At 73.0% G+C, this 18,931-nt stretch carries 15 protein-coding genes; 8 read left to right on the top strand and 7 right to left on the bottom strand.

Going from position 1 to position 18,931, the window contains the following annotated elements:
• Positions 1-52: 52 nt before the first annotated feature.
• Both kdpB and speB read right to left on the bottom strand, forming a co-directional pair.
• Positions 53-2,239, bottom strand: a complete 2,187-nt coding sequence (gene kdpB, locus NQU55_RS13220) for a potassium-transporting ATPase subunit KdpB (RefSeq protein WP_372504706.1) — start codon at positions 2,237-2,239, stop codon at positions 53-55.
• A gap of 185 nt (positions 2,240-2,424) precedes the next feature.
• On the bottom strand, positions 2,425-3,345 hold the full coding sequence (speB, locus tag NQU55_RS13215; RefSeq protein ID WP_168091816.1) for an agmatinase: 921 nt from the start codon (positions 3,343-3,345) through the stop codon (positions 2,425-2,427).
• Positions 3,346-3,578: 233 nt separating this feature from the next.
• Here speB and NQU55_RS13210 point away from each other — a divergent pair, with 233 nt between their 5' ends.
• The gene (locus NQU55_RS13210; RefSeq protein ID WP_168091804.1) at positions 3,579-4,382 is read left to right on the top strand and encodes a phosphatase; all 804 of its coding nucleotides are present in this window, start codon (positions 3,579-3,581) and stop codon (positions 4,380-4,382) included.
• Positions 4,383-4,410: 28 nt separating this feature from the next.
• Here NQU55_RS13210 and NQU55_RS13205 read toward each other — a convergent pair whose 3' ends face one another.
• The 4 genes from NQU55_RS13205 to NQU55_RS13190 form a co-directional block, all read right to left on the bottom strand.
• On the bottom strand, positions 4,411-4,656 hold the full coding sequence (locus tag NQU55_RS13205; protein ID WP_168091805.1) for a hypothetical protein: 246 nt from the start codon (positions 4,654-4,656) through the stop codon (positions 4,411-4,413).
• A 49-nt stretch (positions 4,657-4,705) separates the two neighbouring features.
• Complete coding sequence (gene tesB / locus NQU55_RS13200; protein ID WP_168091806.1) at positions 4,706-5,608, bottom strand: acyl-CoA thioesterase II; 903 nt, start codon at positions 5,606-5,608, stop codon at positions 4,706-4,708.
• A gap of 20 nt (positions 5,609-5,628) precedes the next feature.
• The gene (locus tag NQU55_RS13195; RefSeq protein ID WP_168091807.1) at positions 5,629-6,786 is read right to left on the bottom strand and encodes an acyl-CoA dehydrogenase family protein; all 1,158 of its coding nucleotides are present in this window, start codon (positions 6,784-6,786) and stop codon (positions 5,629-5,631) included.
• Between the two features lie 134 nt (positions 6,787-6,920).
• Positions 6,921-7,646 (bottom strand): SACE_7040 family transcriptional regulator, encoded by a 726-nt coding sequence (locus NQU55_RS13190; protein WP_168091808.1) that lies wholly within the window; start codon positions 7,644-7,646, stop codon positions 6,921-6,923.
• Between the two features lie 106 nt (positions 7,647-7,752).
• Between NQU55_RS13190 and NQU55_RS13185 the strand changes: the two genes are divergently transcribed.
• From NQU55_RS13185 to NQU55_RS13170, 4 genes are read left to right on the top strand one after another with little or no spacing between them, the layout of a single operon-like run.
• Entirely contained in the window at positions 7,753-9,384 is a 1,632-nt protein-coding gene (locus tag NQU55_RS13185; protein WP_168091809.1) for a carboxyl transferase domain-containing protein, read from the top strand.
• Positions 9,385-9,392: 8 nt separating this feature from the next.
• The gene (locus tag NQU55_RS13180) at positions 9,393-11,540 is read left to right on the top strand and encodes an ATP-binding protein (protein WP_168091810.1); all 2,148 of its coding nucleotides are present in this window, start codon (positions 9,393-9,395) and stop codon (positions 11,538-11,540) included.
• Entirely contained in the window at positions 11,537-12,475 is a 939-nt protein-coding gene (locus NQU55_RS13175) for a hydroxymethylglutaryl-CoA lyase (RefSeq protein ID WP_168091811.1), read from the top strand. Before NQU55_RS13180 ends, NQU55_RS13175 begins: the two co-directional genes overlap by 4 nt.
• 9 nt (positions 12,476-12,484) lie before the next feature.
• On the top strand, positions 12,485-13,645 hold the full coding sequence (locus NQU55_RS13170) for an acyl-CoA dehydrogenase family protein (protein WP_168091817.1): 1,161 nt from the start codon (positions 12,485-12,487) through the stop codon (positions 13,643-13,645).
• A gap of 56 nt (positions 13,646-13,701) precedes the next feature.
• Here the strand turns inward: NQU55_RS13170 and NQU55_RS13165 are convergent, their stop codons facing one another.
• Complete coding sequence (locus NQU55_RS13165) at positions 13,702-15,354, bottom strand: beta-N-acetylhexosaminidase (RefSeq protein WP_168091818.1); 1,653 nt, start codon at positions 15,352-15,354, stop codon at positions 13,702-13,704.
• A gap of 160 nt (positions 15,355-15,514) precedes the next feature.
• Between NQU55_RS13165 and NQU55_RS13160 the strand changes: the two genes are divergently transcribed.
• The 3 genes from NQU55_RS13160 (at position 15,515) to glmS (ending at position 18,676) form a co-directional block, all read left to right on the top strand.
• A complete protein-coding gene (locus NQU55_RS13160; RefSeq protein ID WP_168091812.1) occupies positions 15,515-16,423 on the top strand; it encodes a DUF4429 domain-containing protein in 909 nt (302 codons plus the stop codon).
• An 86-nt stretch (positions 16,424-16,509) separates the two neighbouring features.
• Positions 16,510-16,785, top strand: coding sequence for a hypothetical protein (locus NQU55_RS13155; RefSeq protein WP_058044351.1), 276 nt, complete (start codon positions 16,510-16,512; stop codon positions 16,783-16,785).
• Positions 16,786-16,861: 76 nt separating this feature from the next.
• Positions 16,862-18,676 (top strand): glutamine--fructose-6-phosphate transaminase (isomerizing), encoded by a 1,815-nt coding sequence (gene glmS, locus NQU55_RS13150; RefSeq protein ID WP_168091813.1) that lies wholly within the window; start codon positions 16,862-16,864, stop codon positions 18,674-18,676.
• Positions 18,677-18,931 lie beyond the last annotated feature (255 nt).

The following is an 18,931-nucleotide window of genomic DNA, read 5'->3' as shown; positions in this document are numbered from 1 at the left end:
AACATTCAGGGGAGCAACACCCCGGAGAAATACGGTGGCCGGCCACCGATCCTCACAGCCCCGGCACGAACTGCAGCAGCAGGTCGATGAGTTTGATGCCGACGAAGGGCGCGATCAGCCCTCCCACCCCGTACAGGCCGAGGTTGCGGCGCAGCAGGGCGTGCGCGCTGGAGGGGGCGTAGCGCACGCCGCGCAGGGCGAGGGGGATCAGGGCGACGATGACCAGGGCGTTGAAGACGATCGCGGAGGCGATGGCGGAGGACGGGCTGTGCAGGCCCATGACGTTGAGCTTCTCCAGGCCCTCGTAGCCGGCGACGCCGCCGAACATGGCCGGGACGATCGCGAAGTACTTGGCGACGTCGTTGCAGATGGAGAAGGTCGTCAGGGCGCCGCGCGTGATGAGCAGCTGCTTGCCGGTCTCCACGATCTCGATGAGCTTGGTGGGGTTGGAGTCCAGGTCCACCATGTTCCCGGCCTCCTTGGCGGCCGAGGTGCCGCTGTTCATGGCCACGCCCACGTCCGCCTGGGCCAGCGCGGGCGCGTCGTTCGTCCCGTCCCCCGTCATCGCCACCAGCTTGCCGCCGGCCTGTTCCTCGCGGATGCGGGCGAGCTTGTGCTCGGGCGTCGCCTCGGCGATGTAGTCGTCCACGCCGGCCTCGGCGGCGATGGCCTTGGCGGTGAGCGGGTTGTCGCCGGTGACCATGACGGTCCGGATGCCCATGGCGCGCAGCTCGGCGAAGCGCTCGGCGATGCCGGGCTTGACGACGTCCTTGAGGTGGACGGCGCCCAGGACCCGGCAGCCGTCGCGGTCCTCCAGGGCGACGAGCAGCGGGGTGCCGCCGCCGGCCGCGATGGAGTCCGCGATCCAGCCGGCCTCGGCGGGGACCTCGCCGCCGCGCCGGGTCACCCACTGCACGACCGCGTTGCCGGCGCCCTTGCGGATGCGGCAGAACTCGCCGTCGTAGGCGAAGTCCGCCCCGCTCATCCTCGTCTGCGCGGAGAACGGCACGAAGCGGCCGTGCGCGAACTCCTCGCTTCCGTGGTGGATCCCGTACTGCTGCGCCAGGGCGACGATCGAGCGGCCCTCGGGCGTCTCGTCGGCCAGGGAGGCGAGCTGGGCGGCGTCGGCCAGCAGGTCGTGCGGAACGCCCTTGACGGGCACGAAGGAGGCCGCCTGGCGGTTGCCGAGGGTGATGGTCCCGGTCTTGTCCAGGAGGAGCGTGTTGACGTCCCCCGCGGCCTCCACGGCCCGCCCGGAGAGCGCGAGGACGTTGCGCTGGACGAGGCGGTCCATGCCGGCGATGCCGATCGCGGACAGCAGGGCGCCGATGGTCGTCGGGATGAGGGTGACCAGGAGGGCGACGAGGACGGTGATGGTCTGCGGGGCGCCCGCCCAGCCCGCCATGGGCTGCAGGGACACCACGGCCAGGATGAAGATCACGGTCAGGCAGGCGAGCAGGATGTTCAGGGCCAGCTCGTTGGGGGTCTTCTGCCGGCTGGTGCCCTCGACCAGGGCGATCATGCGGTCCAGGAAGGTGTGCCCGGGGCGCGAGGTGACGCGGACGACGATGCGGTCGGAGAGGACCTTCGTCCCGCCGGTGACGCCCGAGCGGTCGCCGCCCGCCTCCCGGATCACCGGCGCGGACTCGCCGGTGATGGCCGACTCGTCGACCGAGGCGACGCCGTCGACGACCTCCCCGTCGCCGGGGACGGTCCCGCCCGCCTCCACGACCACGAAGTCCTGCGGGCGCAGGTCGGCGGCGACCACGCGCTCCTCCGCCCAGTCGCGCCGGTCCATGCCCACCCGCCAGGTGCGCAGCCGCCGGGCGACGGTGGTGTCGCGGGTGCGGCGCAGCGTCTCGGCCTGGGCCTTGCCGCGGCCCTCGGCGACGGCCTCGGCCAGGTTGGCGAAGAGCACGGTCAGCCACAGCCAGACGCTGATGAGCCAGGTGAAGGGGGACGGATCGAGGAGCGCGGAGAGGGTGGTGAGAACGGAGCCGGCCTCGACCACGAACAGCACCGGGTGCTTGACCATGACCCGGGGGTGCAGCTTGCGGAAGGCGTCCGGGAGGGAGACGGCGAGCTGGCGGAGGTCGACGGCGCCCCCGTCCACCCGCCGGTGCCGTTGCCGTCTCCGGCCCGGGGGCGGGGCGGGGCTCGGCGGGCGGACGTCCTGTTCGGGGAGGAGGTGCAGGGTCAACGGGGTGGCCTTCGACGGGGGACGGGGGTGGGTGATCACCCCAGCCAACCGTCCGGGCACGGCCCGTGACCGGATCCTTACGCGCCCTTGTCGGACCGCGGGTCCGGACTTACGCACCTTTGACGCGCCGCGGCGGCCCCCGGGAGCCGCCTCTCCCCCCGGAAAGCGCCGAGCGCCGGGCGGCCCGGATTCCCGGCCCGCCCGGCGCTCGCCGAAGGGTGGCGTCAGCCGCGCGACGCGGCGATCTGCCGCGACATGATCGTCGTCAGCTCGTAGGCGGCGTGAGACGCGGCCACGGACGTGATCTCGGCGTGGTCGTAGGCCGGGGCGACCTCGACCAGGTCGGCGGAGACCAGGTTGCAGGAGGACAGGCCGCGGATGATCTCCAGCAGCTCGCGGGAGGTCAGGCCGCCGGCCTCCGGGGTGCCGGTGCCGGGGGCGTGGGCCGGGTCCAGGACGTCGATGTCGATGGAGATGTACAGCGGGCGGTCCCCGACGCGCTGGCGCAGCTGGTCGGCGATCTCGTCGACGCCCCGGCGCATGACGTCGGCCGAGGTGACGATGCCGAAGCCCATCTTCTCGTCGTCGGTGAGGTCCTTCTTGCCGTACAGCGGGCCGCGCGTGCCCACGTGCGAGAGCGCCTCGGTGTCGAGGATGCCCTCCTCGACGGCCCGGCGGAACGGCGTGCCGTGGGTGTACTCGGCGCCGAAGTAGGTGTCCCAGGTGTCCAGGTGCGCGTCGAAGTGCAGCAGGGCGACGGGGCCGTGCTTCTTGGCGACCGAGCGCAGCAGGGGCAGGGCGATGGTGTGGTCGCCGCCCAGGGTCATCATGCGGGCGCCGGTGCCGAGCAGGTCGTCGGCCGCGCCCTCGATGGTCTCGACGGCCTCGTCGATGTTGAACGGGTTCGCGGCGATGTCGCCGGCGTCCGCGACCTGGGCGAGGGCGAAGGGGGAGGCGTCCTGCGCCGGGTTGTACGGGCGCAGCAGGCGGGAGGCCTCGCGGATGGCGTTGCCGCCGAAGCGGGCGCCCGGCCGGTAGGAGACGCCGGTGTCGAAGGGCACGCCGACGACGGCCACGTCCGCCGTGCCGACCTCGTCCAGGCGCGGCAGGCGGGCGAAGGTCGCGGGCCCGGCGTAGCGCGGGATCCGGGAGGAGTCGACGGGGCCGCGCGGTTCACGGGGGGGCGGGGGTGCTCATGCTGGGGGAGCCTCTCGAATCACGGACGCGTTACGGTCGAACCAACGTCGGGGCGGCTGCGGTGGACGTACCCGAGGGTAGGCAGGGCGGCGGAATCCGCACATGTACGTAACCGTGGGTCCGGCCCGTCCATATGGACACCGCGTCCAGCACGACGTGATCGGGGGAGACAATGAGCGGCATGCCGATACCGACCCGCAGCGCACTGATCGACCACCTCGTCCGCACGCGCATCGCCGGCGCGGTGGCGACGCCGCGCGAGAACAACCTCGACCACTACCGCAAGCTGGCGAACGGCGACCGTCGCTACTGGTTCGGCCTGGAGCTCGGCGACCGCTGGACGGACGAGCAGGACGTGCTGGCCGTGATGGCCGAGCGCTGCGGCGTCAGCGACGACCTGAACCACCGGGCCGGCCAGGACCACATCGACCCGGAACTGACCGCCGACGCCCTGGACCGCATGGCGAACGTGCTGCGCAAGGCCGCGGAGGGCCGGCAACGGGTGCTCTTCGCGACCGGCCACCCGGGCGCCCTGCTGGAGACGCACCGCACCACGGCCGCGGCCATGCGCGCGGCGGGCTGCGAGATCGTCCGTATCCCGGGCGGGCTGGCCGCGGACGAGGGCTGCGTGGTGCAGTTCGCGGACGTCGCGGTGTACGAGGGCGGGGCGACGCTCTGGCACACCCACTCCCCCCACCCGATGACCGCGATCCTCGACGGCCTGCTGCGCGCGGGCCGCCCGCTGCCGGACCTGGTCGTCGCCGACCACGGCTGGGCGGGCTGCGCGGCGCAGCGCGGCATCGACGCCGTGGGCTACGCGGACTCCAACGACCCGGCGCTCTTCCTCGCGGAGGCGGAGGGCACGCTCCAGGTGGCCGTCCCGATGGACGACCACGTGGTGGACCCGCGCTTCTACGAGCCGATGACGGCGTACCTGCTGGCGGCGGCGGGGCTTCCCCTGGACGGTCTCCCGGCGGAGGACTAGCCCCGCGGCGCTCGGGCCCCGGGGGCGGCTAGCCCTGCCTCACCTCGGGGCCGCCGTTCCAGCCGCGCACGCACACCCAGGCGCCGCCCCAGATGAGGGCGGCCTCGGCGCCCCGGAACACCAGGAGGCCCACCAGCCGGGGCGCCCCCGTCAGGTCGATGAGGGAGGAGTGCCAGAGGAAGACCAGGGCGACTCCGAGGATGAAGCACAGCCCTCCCGCGGCCATCAGCAGGCCCCTGAGGGGCTTTCCCATCTGCGCGGTCGCGCGTGCCATTCCGGCCCCCTCCGTGAAGTCAACTCACCGATTCTAACGGGTAGTCACGTCACCCGGTCCGCGGACGGGGAACCCGGACGACGCCTTCCTGTATGACCGACACCGCCAGCTGCCCGCTCTCGGTGAAGATCCGCCCCCGGGCCAGCCCGCGGCCGCCCTGCGAGGTGGGGCTCTCCTGGTCGTAGAGCAGCCATTCGTCGGCGCGGAACGGGCGGTGGAACCACATGGCGTGGTCCAGGCTCGCGCCCACGACGTCGCCGACGGCCCAGCCGCCGCGGCCGTGGGCCAGGAGGACGGAGTCGAGGAGCGTCATGTCGGACACGTAGGTGGCCAGGCAGATGTGCAGCAGCGGATCGTCGGCCAGTTTGCCGTTGGTCCGGAACCACACCTGCGACTTCGGTTCGCGCGGCTCCCCGACGCTGCCGAACGGCGGCTGGTCCGCGTACCGCAGGTCGACCGCCGAGCGGGCGTCCAGGATGCGGTCCACGACGCCGGGGCCGCCGAGGAGCTCCGCGTACCGGGGCAGCATCTCGGCCGCCGTGGGGAGGGTCTGCGGGTCCGGCGCGGGCGGCATGGCCTCCTGGTGCTCCAGGCCTTCCTCGTGGCGCTGGAAGGACGCCGACAGGTGGAAGATCGGCTGCCCGTGCTGGACGGCCACGACCCGGCGCGTGGTGAAGGAGCCGCCGTCGCGGATGCGGTCGACGGTGTAGACGATGGGCACGGCGGGGTCGCCGGGCCGCAGGAAGTAGGAGTGCAGGGAGTGCGGGGCACGGTCCGCGGGGACCGTGCGCCCGGCGGCGACGAGGGCCTGCGCGGCGACCTGGCCGCCGAAGACGCGCGGCACGAGGATGGCGCGGCCGGTGGTGCCGCGGAAGATGTTCTCCTCGATCTGCTCCAGGTCGAGCAGGGCGAGCAGGTCGTCCAGCGGGGTGCGGGTAAGGGGCTCGTTCATGGTGACAGGGTCTTACCGGCCTACAGGCCCATCGACTTGGCGACGATCGACCGCATGACCTCGCTGGTGCCGCCGTAGATGCGGGTCACGCGGGTGTCCGCGTACAGGCGGGCGATCGGGTACTCCATCATGTAGCCGTAGCCGCCGTGGAGCTGGAGGCACTTGTCGATGACGGCCGCCGCGCGCTCGGTGGTGAAGAGCTTCGCGGACGCGGCGTCGGCCGGGGTCAGCTCACCGGCGTCGTGCGCGTCGAGGGCGCGGTCGACGACCGCCTGCATCGCGTCGACCTCGGACTTGCAGTCGGCCAGCACGAACTTGGTGTTCTGGAACGCGGCGACCGACTGCCCGAAGACGGTGCGGTCCTGAACGTACGCCTTGGCGAACTCCACGGCCGCGGCGGACTGGGCGTACGCGCCGACGGCGATGGCCAGCCGCTCCTGGGGGAGGTTGTGGCCGAGGTAGCCGAACGCCTTGCCCTCCTCGCCGAGGAGGTCCTCCACGGGCACCTTGACGTCGGTGAAGGAGAGTTCGGCGGTGTCGGAGGTCTTGAGGCCGAGCTTCTCCAGCTTGCGGCCGACCGCGTAGCCCTCGGAGGCGGTGTCGACGACGAGGATGGAGATGCCGCCGCGCCGGTCCTCGGGGGTGGGCGGGGCGGTGCGCGCGCACACGAGCACCCGGTCGGCGTGGACCCCGCCGGTGATGAAGGTCTTCGCACCGTTGAGGACGTAGTGCGTGCCGTCCTCGGAGAGTTTGGCCGTGGTCTTCATGCCGGCCAGGTCCGAGCCGGTGCCGGGCTCGGTCATGGCGATGGCGGTCATCATGTCGCCGGAGACGAAGGAGGGCAGCCAGCGCCGCTTCTGCTCCTCGGTGGCGTACTTCAGGAGGTAGGGCAGGCAGAGGGCGGTGTGCACGCTGCTGCCGCCGAAGCTCACGCCCACCCGGGCGCACTCCTCGGCGATGACGGCCTGGAACTTGAAGCTGCGCTCGCCCGCGCCGCCGTACTCCTCGGGCACCTCGATGCCGAAGACGCCCAGCTCGCCGAGCTTCTTGTAGAACTCCCGGGGCGCCGAACCCGCCTCGCGCCACTCGTCGTAGACCGGCACGACCTCGGCCGCGATGAAGTCGCGGATCGTCTCGCGGAAGGCCTCGTGGTCCTCGTTGTACACCGTGCGACGCATGGGCTGCCATTCCCCTCGTGCGGGCCCGGCGACCCCGGACCCATGCCTGGCTAAGCGCTTGCTCAGGCGAAAGCTACCGGGGAGTCATCAGGGCTGTCCAGAGCGGACTGGACCGAACGGGTGACCCGGGCAGGTCAGCCTGCGGACGGCTCGGCGGGCTCCCCGCCGGACTCCCCGCCGGGCCTCCCGGCAGAGGTGTCGGCGGGCGCGTCGGCGGGCATGCCGGCAGGCGCCGGCCCGCCGTCCGTCAGCGACGCGAAGGCCCCGTGGGCCAGGCGGCGCAGCAGGGCCGCCGTGGCCGTGCGGCCCGGGAGCGCGCCGGGACGGCCGAGGTGCGGCGTGGAGTTGAGGAGGCCGAAGACGGCGTGGACGGCGGCGCGCACCTCCGCCTCGCCGGAGTCCGGGTGCAGGCGGCCGACGACGTCGACCCACAGCTCCACGTACTGCCGCTGCAGCGAGCGGACCCGCTTGCGGTCGCTGTCGCGCAGCTGGCCCAGCTCGCGGTCGTGGAGGGTGATCAGGGCCCGGTCGTCGAGGGCGAAGTCGATGTGGCCGTCGATGAGGGAGCCGAGGACGGCGGCCGGGCCCTCACCCGTCGAGGTGGCGTCGATGACGCGGCGCCGCCCGCCCGCGAAGAGCCGCTCGCTGATGCCGACCAGGAGCTCGGCGAGCATCGCGTCCTTGCCGGCGAAGTGCCGGTAGAGGCCGGGTCCGCTGATGCCGACCGCGGCGCCTATCTCGTCGACCCCCACACCGTGGAAGCCGCGCTCCGCGAAGAGGCGGGCCGCCTCCCGGAGGATCTGCTCGCGGCGGGTGGGGGCGGCGGGTGCCGGGGTGGTCCGGGTTGGTGCGTCGTTCACGAAAGAGATTCTAGACAGCGGCGTTAGTGGTCGTTAACCTGAAGGAAACGTGTTAACGCTCATTAACACCGAGCGGCTCAGTGACCGAGCAAGGGAGCTCGAGTACATGCAGCAGGCACCGGCGCTGGGGAGCGCCGCCGATCCGGCGTCCGACGCCTGGCGGGTGAACGAGGCCGCGCACCGCGAGCTGTCCGCGGAGCTGCGGGAGCGGCTGGCCGCGGCGCGGCTCGGCGGCGGGGAGCGGGCCCGGGCGCGGCACACCGCCCGCGGCAAGCTCCTGCCGCGCGACCGCGTCGATGCCCTGCTGGACCCCGGTTCGCCCTTCCTGGAGCTCGCCCCGCTGGCCGCCGAGGGGATGTACGGCGGGTCCGCACCTGCCGCGGGCGTCATCTCCGGCATCGGCCGGGTCTCCGGGCGCGAAGTGGTGATCGTCGCCAACGACGCCACCGTCAAGGGCGGCACGTACTACCCGATGACTGTCAAGAAGCACCTGCGCGCGCAGGAGATCGCCCTGGAGAACCGGCTACCCTGCCTGTACCTGGTGGACTCGGGCGGCGCCTTCCTCCCCATGCAGGACGAGGTCTTCCCCGACCGCGACCACTTCGGCCGCATCTTCTACAACCAGGCGCGGATGTCCGGCGCGGGCATCCCGCAGATCGCCGCGGTGCTCGGCTCCTGCACCGCCGGCGGCGCCTACGTCCCGGCCATGAGCGACGAAGCGGTGATCGTCCGCGGCCAGGGCACGATCTTCCTGGGCGGCCCCCCGCTGGTGAAGGCCGCCACGGGCGAGGTCGTCACGGCCGAGGAGCTGGGCGGCGGCGAGGTCCACTCCAAGGTGTCGGGCGTCACCGACCACCTCGCGGAGAGCGACGAGCACGCCCTGCGGATCGTCCGGACGATCGTCTCCACGCTCCCCGAGCGGGGCGCCCTCCCCTGGCCCGTCGAGCCGGCCGAGGCGCCGGCCGTCGATCCCGCCGGGCTCTACGGCGCCGTCCCGGCCGACTCCCGCACCCCGTACGACGTGCGCGAGGTCATCGCCCGCGTCGTCGACGGCTCGCGGTTCGCCGAGTTCAAGGCCGAGTTCGGGCAGACGCTGGTGACCGGCTTCGCCCGCATCCACGGCCACCCCGTCGGCATCGTCGCCAACAACGGCATCCTGTTCTCCGAATCCGCCCAGAAGGGCGCGCACTTCATCGAGCTGTGCGACCAGCGCGGCATCCCCCTGGTCTTCCTGCAGAACATCTCCGGCTTCATGGTCGGCCGGCAGTACGAGGCGGGCGGCATCGCCAAGCACGGCGCGAAGATGGTGACGGCCGTGGCCTGCACCCGCGTCCCCAAGCTCACGGTCGTCATCGGCGGCTCCTACGGCGCCGGCAACTACTCGATGTGCGGCCGGGCCTATTCGCCGCGCTTCCTGTGGATGTGGCCCAACGCCAAGATCTCCGTCATGGGCGGCGAGCAGGCGGCCTCCGTCCTCGCCACCGTCAAGCGCGACCAGCTCGAAGCCCGCGGCGAGAGCTGGAGCACCGAGGACGAGGAGGCCTTCCGGGCCCCCGTCCGCGAGCAGTACGAGACCCAGGGCAGCGCCTACTACGCCACCGCGCGCCTGTGGGACGACGGCGTCATCGACCCCCTGGAGACCCGGCAGGTGCTGGGCCTGGCGCTGACGGCCTGCGCCAACGCCCCCCTGCCCGAGAAGGACACCACCGCGCCCGGCTACGGCGTCTTCCGGATGTGAGGCGGAGCATGTTCGAGACTGTCCTTGTCGCCAACCGGGGCGAGATCGCCGTCCGGGTCATCCGCACGCTGCGCGCGCTCGGCATCCGTTCGGTCGCCGTCTTCAGCGACGCCGACGCCGGGGCGCGGCACGTCCGCGAGGCCGACACCGCCGTGCGCATCGGCCCGGCCGCGGCCGCGGAGAGCTATCTGTCGATACCGCGCCTGCTGGAGGCCGCGGCCCGCACCGGCGCCCAGGCCGTCCACCCCGGCTACGGCTTCCTCGCGGAGAACGCCGCCTTCGCCCGCGCCTGCGCCGACGCCGGGCTCGCCTTCATCGGACCGCCGGCCGGGGCCATCGAGCTGATGGGCGACAAGATCCGGGCCAAGGAGACCGTCCAGGCCGCGGGCGTGCCCGTGGTGCCCGGTTCCTCCGGCAGCGGTCTGACCGACGCCGAGCTGGAGACCGCCGCCCTCGCGATCGGCATGCCCGTGCTCCTGAAGCCCTCCGCGGGCGGCGGCGGCAAGGGCATGCGCCTCGTGCGCGACGCCGCCCTGCTCGGCGAGGAGATCGCCGCCGCCCGGCGCGAGGCCCGCGGCTCCTTCGGCGACGACACCCTCCTCGTCGAGCGCTGGATCGACCGCCCCCGCCACATCGAGATCCAGGTCCTGGCCGACGGCCACGGCCACGCGATCCACCTGGGCGAGCGCGAGTGCTCCCTGCAGCGCCGCCACCAGAAGATCATCGAGGAGGCGCCCTCGCCGTTCCTCGACGAGGCCACGCGCGCCGCGATGGGCGAGGCGGCGGTCCAGGCCGCACGCTCCTGCGGCTACGCGGGTGCGGGCACGGTCGAGTTCATCGTGCCGGGCGACGACCCCTCTTCGTACTACTTCATGGAGATGAACACCCGCCTCCAGGTCGAGCACCCCGTCACCGAGATGATCACCGGCCTGGATCTGGTCGAGTGGCAGGTACGGGTCGCCGCCGGCGAGCATCTGGACGTCTCCCAGGAGCAGGTGACCCTCAGCGGCCACGCCGTGGAGGCCCGCATCTGCGCCGAGACCGCGCGCGTGAGCGCCGGCGGCGAGCGGGTCGACTTCCTGCCGTCCGCGGGCACGGTGCGGCTGCTGCGCGAGCCCGCGGGCGAGGGCGTCCGCGTCGACTCGGGCCTGATGGAAGGCACCGACGTCGGCACGTCCTACGACCCCATGCTCGCCAAGGTGATCGCCCACGGCCCCGACCGGGAGACGGCGCTGCGCCGCCTGCGGGCCGCCCTCGCGGACACGGTCGTCCTGGGCGTCGACACCAACGCGGGCTTCCTGCGGCGCCTGCTGGCGCATCCGGACGTGGTGGCCGGCGCGCTCGACACGGGCCTCGTCGACCGCGACGCGGCCGCGCTGGTGGAGCAGGAGGTGCCGGCCGAGGCCTACGCGGCAGCGGCACTGCTGCGGCAGCAGGCGCTGGAGCCCGTGCCCCACGGCTGGGTGGACCCGTTCTCGGCCCCGTCGGGCTGGCGCCTGGGCGGCGAACCGGCGTGGACGCCGCACCACGTGCGCGTACCGGGCCACGAGCCGGTGACGGTACGGGTGCGCGGCACCGCGCGAGATGCGCAGGTGGTCGTGGACGCCCCTGCACCCGCCACGGGCGGCGGGCGGCTCCCGGCCGCGGATTCCGCCGCCGACACGGCGCCCCCCGAGGCGGCCCCGGTCCCCGCCAAGCTGGCGGACGCCGCGCCCGGCACGGTCGGCGGCGCACGGCCGGCGCCGTACCCGGAGGCCGGTGCCGGAGGCCGCATCACCCTCCACTACGACGGTGTCACCCGGCACTTCACCGCCGCCCCCGGCCCGGACGGCACCTGGCTCGGCTGTGACGGCGACGCCTGGCACCTTCGCGACCACGACCCCGTCGGGGCGGCGGGCGGCGGCGCGGGATCCGGCGGCGTGGACACCCTCACCGCCCCCATGCCCGGCACCGTCACCGTGGTCAAGGCGAGCGTGGGCGAGGTCGTCAGTGCCGGGCAGAGCCTGCTCGTGGTGGAGGCCATGAAGATGGAGCACGTCATCTCCGCCCCGCACGACGGCACCGTCACCGAGCTCGACGTGACGGCCGGTGCCACCGTCGCCATGGACCAGGTCCTCGCGGTCGTCACGCCCGCGGCCCCCGCGGAGGAATCATGATCAGCGGACTGCCCATGGCCGTGCCGGAGCCCGGCCTCCCCTCCCGCGTCCGGATCCACGAGGTGGGCCCGCGCGACGGCCTGCAGAACGAGAAGACGGTCGTCCCGGTCGAGGTGAAGGCGGAGTTCATCCGCCGTCTCGCCGCGGCGGGCCTCGGCACCGTGGAGGCCACCAGCTTCGTGCACCCCAAGTGGGTGCCGCAGCTCGCGGACGCCGAGCGGCTGATGCCCCTGCTGGACGGGGTGGACGCCCGCCTGCCCGTCCTCGTGCCCAACGCCCGCGGCCTGGAGCGCGCCCTCGACCTCGGCGCCCGCGAGGTCGCCGTCTTCGGCAGCGCCACGGAGTCCTTCGCCAAGGCGAACCTCAACCGCACGGTGGACGAGTCGCTGGAGATGTTCGCGCCGGTCGTGGCCCGGGCCCGCGAGGCGGGCCTGGGGGTCCGCGGCTATCTGTCCATGTGCTTCGGCGACCCCTGGGAGGGCGCCGTCCCCGTGGAGCAGGTCGTCCGGGTCGCCCGCCGCCTGCTGGACCTCGGCTGCGACGAGCTGAGCCTGGGCGACACGATCGGCGTGGCCACGCCCGGCCACGTCACCGCCCTGCTGACCGCCCTGAACGGGGCGGGCGTGGAGACCGGCCGGCTGGCCGTGCACTTCCACGACACCTACGGCCAGGCCCTGGCCAACACGCTGGCCGCCCTGCGGCACGGCGTCACCACCGTCGACGCCTCCGCCGGCGGCCTCGGCGGCTGCCCGTACGCGAAGAGCGCCACGGGCAACCTCGCCACCGAAGACCTTCTCTGGATGCTCGCCGGCCTCGGTGTCGACACCGGGGTCGATCTCGGCCTGCTCACCGCCACCAGCGTGTGGATGGCCGAGCAGCTGGGGCGGCCCAGCCCCTCCCGTACCGTCCGCGCCCTCTCCCCACAGGAGTCCTGAGCCATGCCGCTGGACCACCGCCTCACCCCCGAGCACGAGGAACTCCGCCGCACCGTGGAGGAGTTCGCGCACGACGTCGTCGCCCCCAAGATCGGCGACTTCTACGAGCGCCACGAGTTCCCGTACGAGATCGTGCGGGAGATGGGCCGCATGGGCCTCTTCGGACTGCCCTTCCCCGAGGAGTACGGCGGCATGGGCGGCGACTACCTGGCCCTCGGCCTGGCCCTGGAGGAGCTGGCCCGGGTCGACTCCTCGGTGGCCATCACCCTGGAGGCCGGCGTCTCGCTGGGCGCCATGCCGATCCACCGCTTCGGCACCGAGGAGCAGAAGCGCACCTGGCTGCCGAAGATGTGCTCCGGGGAGATCCTGGGCGCCTTCGGCCTGACGGAGCCGGAGTGCGGCTCGGACGCGGGCGGCACGCGCACGACGGCCCGGCTGGACGAGGCCACGGACGAGTGGGTGATCAACGGCACCAAGTGCTTCATCACCAACTCCGGCACGGACATCACGGGCCTGGTCACGGTCACCGCCGTCACCGGCCGTACGCCGGAGGGCAAGCCGCTGATCTCCTCGATCATCGTGCCCTCGGGCACCCCCGGCTTCACCGTCGCCGCCCCGTACTCCAAGGTCGGCTGGAACGCCTCGGACACCCGCGAGCTGTCCTTCTCCGACGTCCGCGTCCCGAAGGCCAACCTCGTGGGCGAGGAGGGCCGCGGCTACGCCCAGTTCCTGCGGATACTGGACGAGGGCCGCATCGCGATCTCGGCGCTGGCCACGGGCCTGGCGCAGGGCTGTGTGGACGAGTCGGTGAAGTACGCCAAGGAGCGGCAGGCGTTCGGCCGCCCGATCGGCGCGAACCAGGCCATCCAGTTCAAGCTGGCCGACATGGAGATGCGGGCGCACACGGCGCGCCTCGCCTGGCGCGACGCCGCGTCCCGGCTGGTGCACGGCGAGCCGTTCAAGAAGGAGGCCGCGCTCGCCAAGCTGTACTCCTCGGAGATCGCGGTCACCAACGCCCGCGAGGCCACGCAGATCCACGGCGGCTACGGCTTCATGAACGAGTACCCCGTCGCCCGCATGTGGCGCGACTCCAAGATCCTGGAGATCGGCGAGGGCACGAGCGAGGTCCAGCGCATGCTGATCGCCCGCGAGCTCGGCTTCGCGGGCTAGCCCCCACCCCTCGCGGGGACCTGGGCCCGGCCCGGGCCCGGGTCCCCGTCACCCGCTCACGCCGCGGGCCACGCCACCTGCGGCGAGCGGTAGTACGCGATGCCGAGGGCGTCCCAGCGCGGCCCCTGCGCCGCCAGTCGCAGCCGGTAGGACGCCCAGTCGTGGGTGGCCGGCGGGGACCAGCCGAGTTCGGCCACGGCCGTCAGGCGGGGGAAGGCCATGTACTCCAGCTGCGCGCTCGTGCTGATCGTCTCCGTCCACAGCGGCGCCTCGACGCCGGCGACGGCCGCGGCGGGCACGCCCTCCAGGTAGCCGCCGGGATCCCAGTCGTAGGCCTGCCGCACCTCGACCAGGCCCGCCCACTGCAGGCCCAGCGGCGTGTCCTTGGTGTACTTCATGTCCAGGTAGGCCCGGTCGGCGGGCGAGAGGATCAGGCCCGCGCCCGCCCGCACCGCAGAGGCGACCTGAGCCCGCTCCGCGGCCCCGGTCCGGCCGTAGCCCCAGTACTGCAGGAGCGCGCCCGGTGCCGGACGCGCCCCGGCCAGCTGGTGCCAGCCGACGACCGTCTTGCCGTGCCGGGCGACGACGGGCTGCACCCGCTCCATGAAGGCCGCGTAGTCGGCGTGGCTGGTGGAGTGCGCCTCGTCGCCGCCGATGTGCAGGTAGGGGCCGGGCGTCAGCGCCGCGAGCTCCCCGATGACGTCCTCCACGAAGTCGTACGTGTCCTGCTTCGCCACGCACAGCGAGCTGAAGCCGACTTCGGTGCCCGTATAGAGGGGACGGGCGACGCCGTCGCAGTTGAGCCGGGCGTACGAGGCGAGCGCCGCGTTGGTGTGGCCCGGCATGTCGATCTCGGGGACCACGGTGAGGTAGCGGCTCGCGGCGTGGCGGACGATCTCGCGGTAGTCGTCGCGGCTGTAGAAGCCGCCGGGGCCGCCGCCCACCTGGGTGCTGCCGCCGTGCTCGGCCAGCCGCGGCCGGGAGCGGACGGCGATGCGCCAGCCCTGGTCGTCGGAGAGGTGCAGGTGCAGCCGGTTGATCTTGTAGAGGGCGAGCTGGTCGATGTACCGCTTCACCTGGTCCACGGTGAAGAAGTGCCGGGCGACGTCGAGCATCGCGCCGCGGTGGGCGTAGCGCGGCGCGTCGGTGACGACGCCGCCCGCCACGGTCCAGGGCCCGGGCTGCCGCTCGGTGCGCTCGGCGCGGGCGGGGAGCAGCTGGCGCAGGGTCTGGACGCCGTGGAAGAGCCCGGCGCCCTCCCGCGCGGAGATCGTCACCGCGCGGGGGGTGACGGACAGCCGGTAGCCCTCGCCGCCCCCGCCCCCGCCCTCTCCCCCTGTGCCTGTGCCTCCGTCTTCCCCTTCCCCGGCGTGCTCGTCGAGCACCAGCCGGATGCCGGGCCCGTCCGTCCCGCCGGGCAGCACCGGCAGCCGGTAGCCCGTCGAGGGGCGCAGGAGCCCCGCCAGGTAGCCGCCGATCCGGGCGGCCTCCGGGTTGCCGGGCGGCACCCGCACGACGGTGCGGGCGGTGATCTCGTACGGCTCGCCGCCGGGCCGGACGGAGGCGGGGGCGGGCACGATGCTGCGGTCGAGCGGGGCGGGGGCGGGCTCCGCGGACCGGGCCGGGACGGCCGTGCCGGCGGCGGAGAGGAGCAGCAGGGCGAGGCCGGTCGTCGCCAGACGCCTCGCGTTCCTGCACCGGGGGCTCATGCGTCTCAAGAGGAAATCCCTTCGGCGTACCGCTCACGGGAATTCACGCGTACGAACGACCACTTGGGTAGCGCCGGCCCCGCCCGGCGTCAAGGCCCGGGCCGGGATCCGCGTCACGATCCACGCCTTTCCGAGCGTACGCGCCTGAGAGAATTCGCCCATGGCTGAGATCCTCCAGAAGGACGGCACGTGGACCTTCGACGGCGACACGATACGGATCGTTCCGGGCCGCGAGCGCGGTGTGCACCTGCTGCGCCAGACCCTCGGCGAGCTGGTCGTTCCGCTGCGGGCGGTGGCGGGGATCTCCTACGAGCCGGGCCGTAGGCACGGCCGCCTGCGGCTGCGGCTGCGCGACGGGGCGGACCCGCTGCTGCAGGCCGCGCGGGGCCGGCTGCCGGACGCCGCCGATCCGTACCGGCTGACGGTGGAGTCCGACCGCGCGGGCGTCGCGGAGTACTTCGTGGACGAGGTGCGAAACGCCCTCCTGCTGGAGCAGGTCCCGGACGGCCCGGCCGGGCGCTACCTCCTGCCGGGCCCGACGCTGCCGCTGTCGGTGGGCACCGGGGACGGCACGGTCACCTTCGACGGCGAGCGGATCCACCTGGAGTGGAACTGGCTGACCGAGGAGGGCAAGAAGTCCGCCGGCCCGCAGTCGCTCGCCCTGGCGGACGTCCGCTCGGTGGAATGGCTGCCGTCCGCCGGCCTGAAGAACGGCCACCTCCGTTTCGTGGTCCTCAAGGAGCCGACCAAGGCCCCGCCCAAGCACGACCCCCACGCGATCGAGCTGCTCGGCTTCAAGAAGGACCTGCTGATGGCGATGGTCGCGGCCGCCGTCCTCGCCCGGATCCCGCACCCGGCCGGAGCCGGGGCGCCGACCGCCCCGCCCTCGCTCGCCAAGGCCCCCGCCGCGCCCGCCGCACCCGCGCCCGCCGGACCGGAGGCCCCCGCCGACTCCGATCACGACGCCCTGCTGCGGCGCCTGCGGGAGCTGGGCGAACTGCACCAGGCCGGGATCTTGACGGAGGCGGAATTCACCGCGGCAAAACAGTCCGTACTGAAGCGTTTCTAGTCGATTCCGGCACCCGATCCACCCGCCCTTGCCCGATATCGGGCAGGATTCTTGCGAATGTCGCCGCCACCCCTCAGTATCGACGGGTGCTCGAACGCCGTATGAATCATGACGACCTGGTGGATCACCTGGTGCGCAGCACGCCGCTTCAGCGCGGCGAGGCCGCCCGGGTGGTCCTGGACGTCCTGGCGTACTTCGACGAGACGACCGAGGCCTTCGTCCGCCGCCGTCACCGCGAGCTGCAGTCCGGCGGACTGCGCAACGCGGAGATCTTCGAGCGGATCTCGGCCGAGCTGCCGCACCGGGCGGTGGCTCCGCCGGAGCTCTCGCTGCGGCAGCTGCGCCGCATCGTCTACGGCTGAGGCAGCAGGGGCGGCGCCGCTACCGCCGCCCCACTGCCGGGCACCACTGATCGTTTCTCTGGGAGGGTCACCACTTATGTGCGGAATCGTCGGATATATCGGTAAGCGCGATGTTGCACCGCTGCTGCTGGAGGGTCTGCAGCGGCTGGAGTACCGCGGCTACGACTCCGCCGGCATCGCCCTGCACGGCAAGACCGGTGGCCTGAAGTCCGCCAAGGCCAAGGGCCGCGTCCGCGAGCTGGAGTCCCGCCTGCCCAAGCGCTTCGCGGGCACCACCGGCATCGCGCACACCCGCTGGGCCACCCACGGCGCGCCGAACGACGTCAACGCCCACCCGCACCTGGACGCGGAGGAGAAGGTCGCCGTCGTCCACAACGGCATCATCGACAACGCCTCCGACCTGCGCGCCCGGCTGACGGCCGAGGGCTTCGCCTTCGTCTCCGACACCGACACCGAGGTCCTCGCCCACCTCATCGCCCGCTCCGAGGCCGGCACGCTGGAGGAGAAGGTCCGCGAGGCGGTCAAGCACATCGAGGGCACGTACGGCATCGCCGTCCTGCACGCCGACTTCCCGGACCGCATCGTCGTCGCCCGCAACGGCTCCCCCGTGGTCCTGGGCATAGGCGAGAAGGAGATGTTCGTCTCCTCCGACGTCGCCGCCCTGGTCAGCCACACCCGCCAGGTCGTCACCCTCGACGACGGCGAGATGGCCACCCTGCGCGCCGACGACTACCGCACGTACACCACCGAGGGCTCCTCCACCTCGGCCCAGCCGACCACCGTGGAGTGGGAGGCCGAGTCGTACGACATGGGCGGCCACGACACGTACATGCACAAGGAGATCCACGAGCAGGCCGAGGCGGTCGACCGCGCCCTGCGCGGCCGGATCGACGACCGCTTCTCCACCGTGCACCTGGGCGGCCTGAACCTCGACGCCCGCGACGCCCGCGCCGTGCGCCGGGTGAAGATCCTCGGCTGCGGCACCTCGTACCACGCCGGCCAGATCGGCGCCCAGATGATCGAGGAGCTGGCCCGCATCCCCGCCGATGCCGAGCCCGCCTCCGAGTTCCGCTACCGCAACCCGGTCGTGGACCCCGACACCCTCTACATCGCGGTGTCCCAGTCCGGTGAGACCTACGACGTCCTGGCGGCCGTCCAGGAGCTCAAGCGCAAGGGCGCCCGCGTCCTGGGCCTGGTGAACGTGGTCGGCTCCGCGATCGCCCGCGAGACCGACGGCGGCATCTACGTGCACGCCGGCCCCGAGGTCTGCGTCGTCTCCACCAAGTGCTTCACCAACATGGTGGTCTCCTTCGGCCTGCTCGCCCTGCACCTGGGCCGCACCCGCGACCTGTCCGTCGCCGACGGCAAGCGGATCATCGAGGGCCTGCGCAAGCTCCCCGGCCAGATCGAGGAGATCCTGGCGAACGAGGCGCGGATCGAGGAGCTGGCCAAGGAGTACGCCGAGGCCAAGTCGATGATGTTCATCGGCCGCGTCCGGGGCTACCCGGTGGCCCGCGAGGCCTCGCTGAAGCTCAAGGAGGTCTCGTACATCCACGCCGAGGCCTACCCGGCCTCCGAGCTCAAGCACGGTCCGCTGGCGCTCATCGAGCCGGCGATGCCGACGGTCGCGATCGTCCCGGACGACGAGCTGCTGGAGAAGAACCGCGCCGCGCTCGAGGAGATCAAGGCCCGCAGCGGCCGCATCCTCGCCGTCGCGCACCAGGAGCAGGAGAAGGCCGACCACACGATCGTGGTGCCGAAGAACGAGGACGAGCTGGACGCCATCCTCATGGGCATCCCGCTGCAGCTCTTCGCCTACTACACGGCGAAGGCCATGGGCCGCGACATCGACAAGCCGCGCAACCTGGCCAAGTCGGTCACCGTCGAGTAGTCCCCGCCGGGCCCGCCGCGGCGGGCCCGCCACAGCCCTCTCGTACCTGTCCGCACCTGTCCGCGACAGGTCCGAGAGAAACGGCCTTCCCGCACGTGCCACCACGCGCGCGGGAAGGCCGCTTTCCCATGCGCCGGCCATTCGCCCTCGCGCCGGCGCGGGGATGCCGCCGCTTCCGGGAACCGTCACCTCCCGTACGGCAGCACGCCGTCCGGGCGGTTCCTACCCGCGGCAGCGGCGCGTTCCACCCCCTAC

The sequence above is a fragment of the Streptomyces telluris genome, assembly GCF_024519335.1.
Taxonomy (GTDB): domain Bacteria; phylum Actinomycetota; class Actinomycetes; order Streptomycetales; family Streptomycetaceae; genus Streptomyces; species Streptomyces telluris.
The sequence above is the reverse complement of the archived record's forward strand: the minus strand, read 5'-3'. Positions and strand labels throughout refer to the sequence as shown.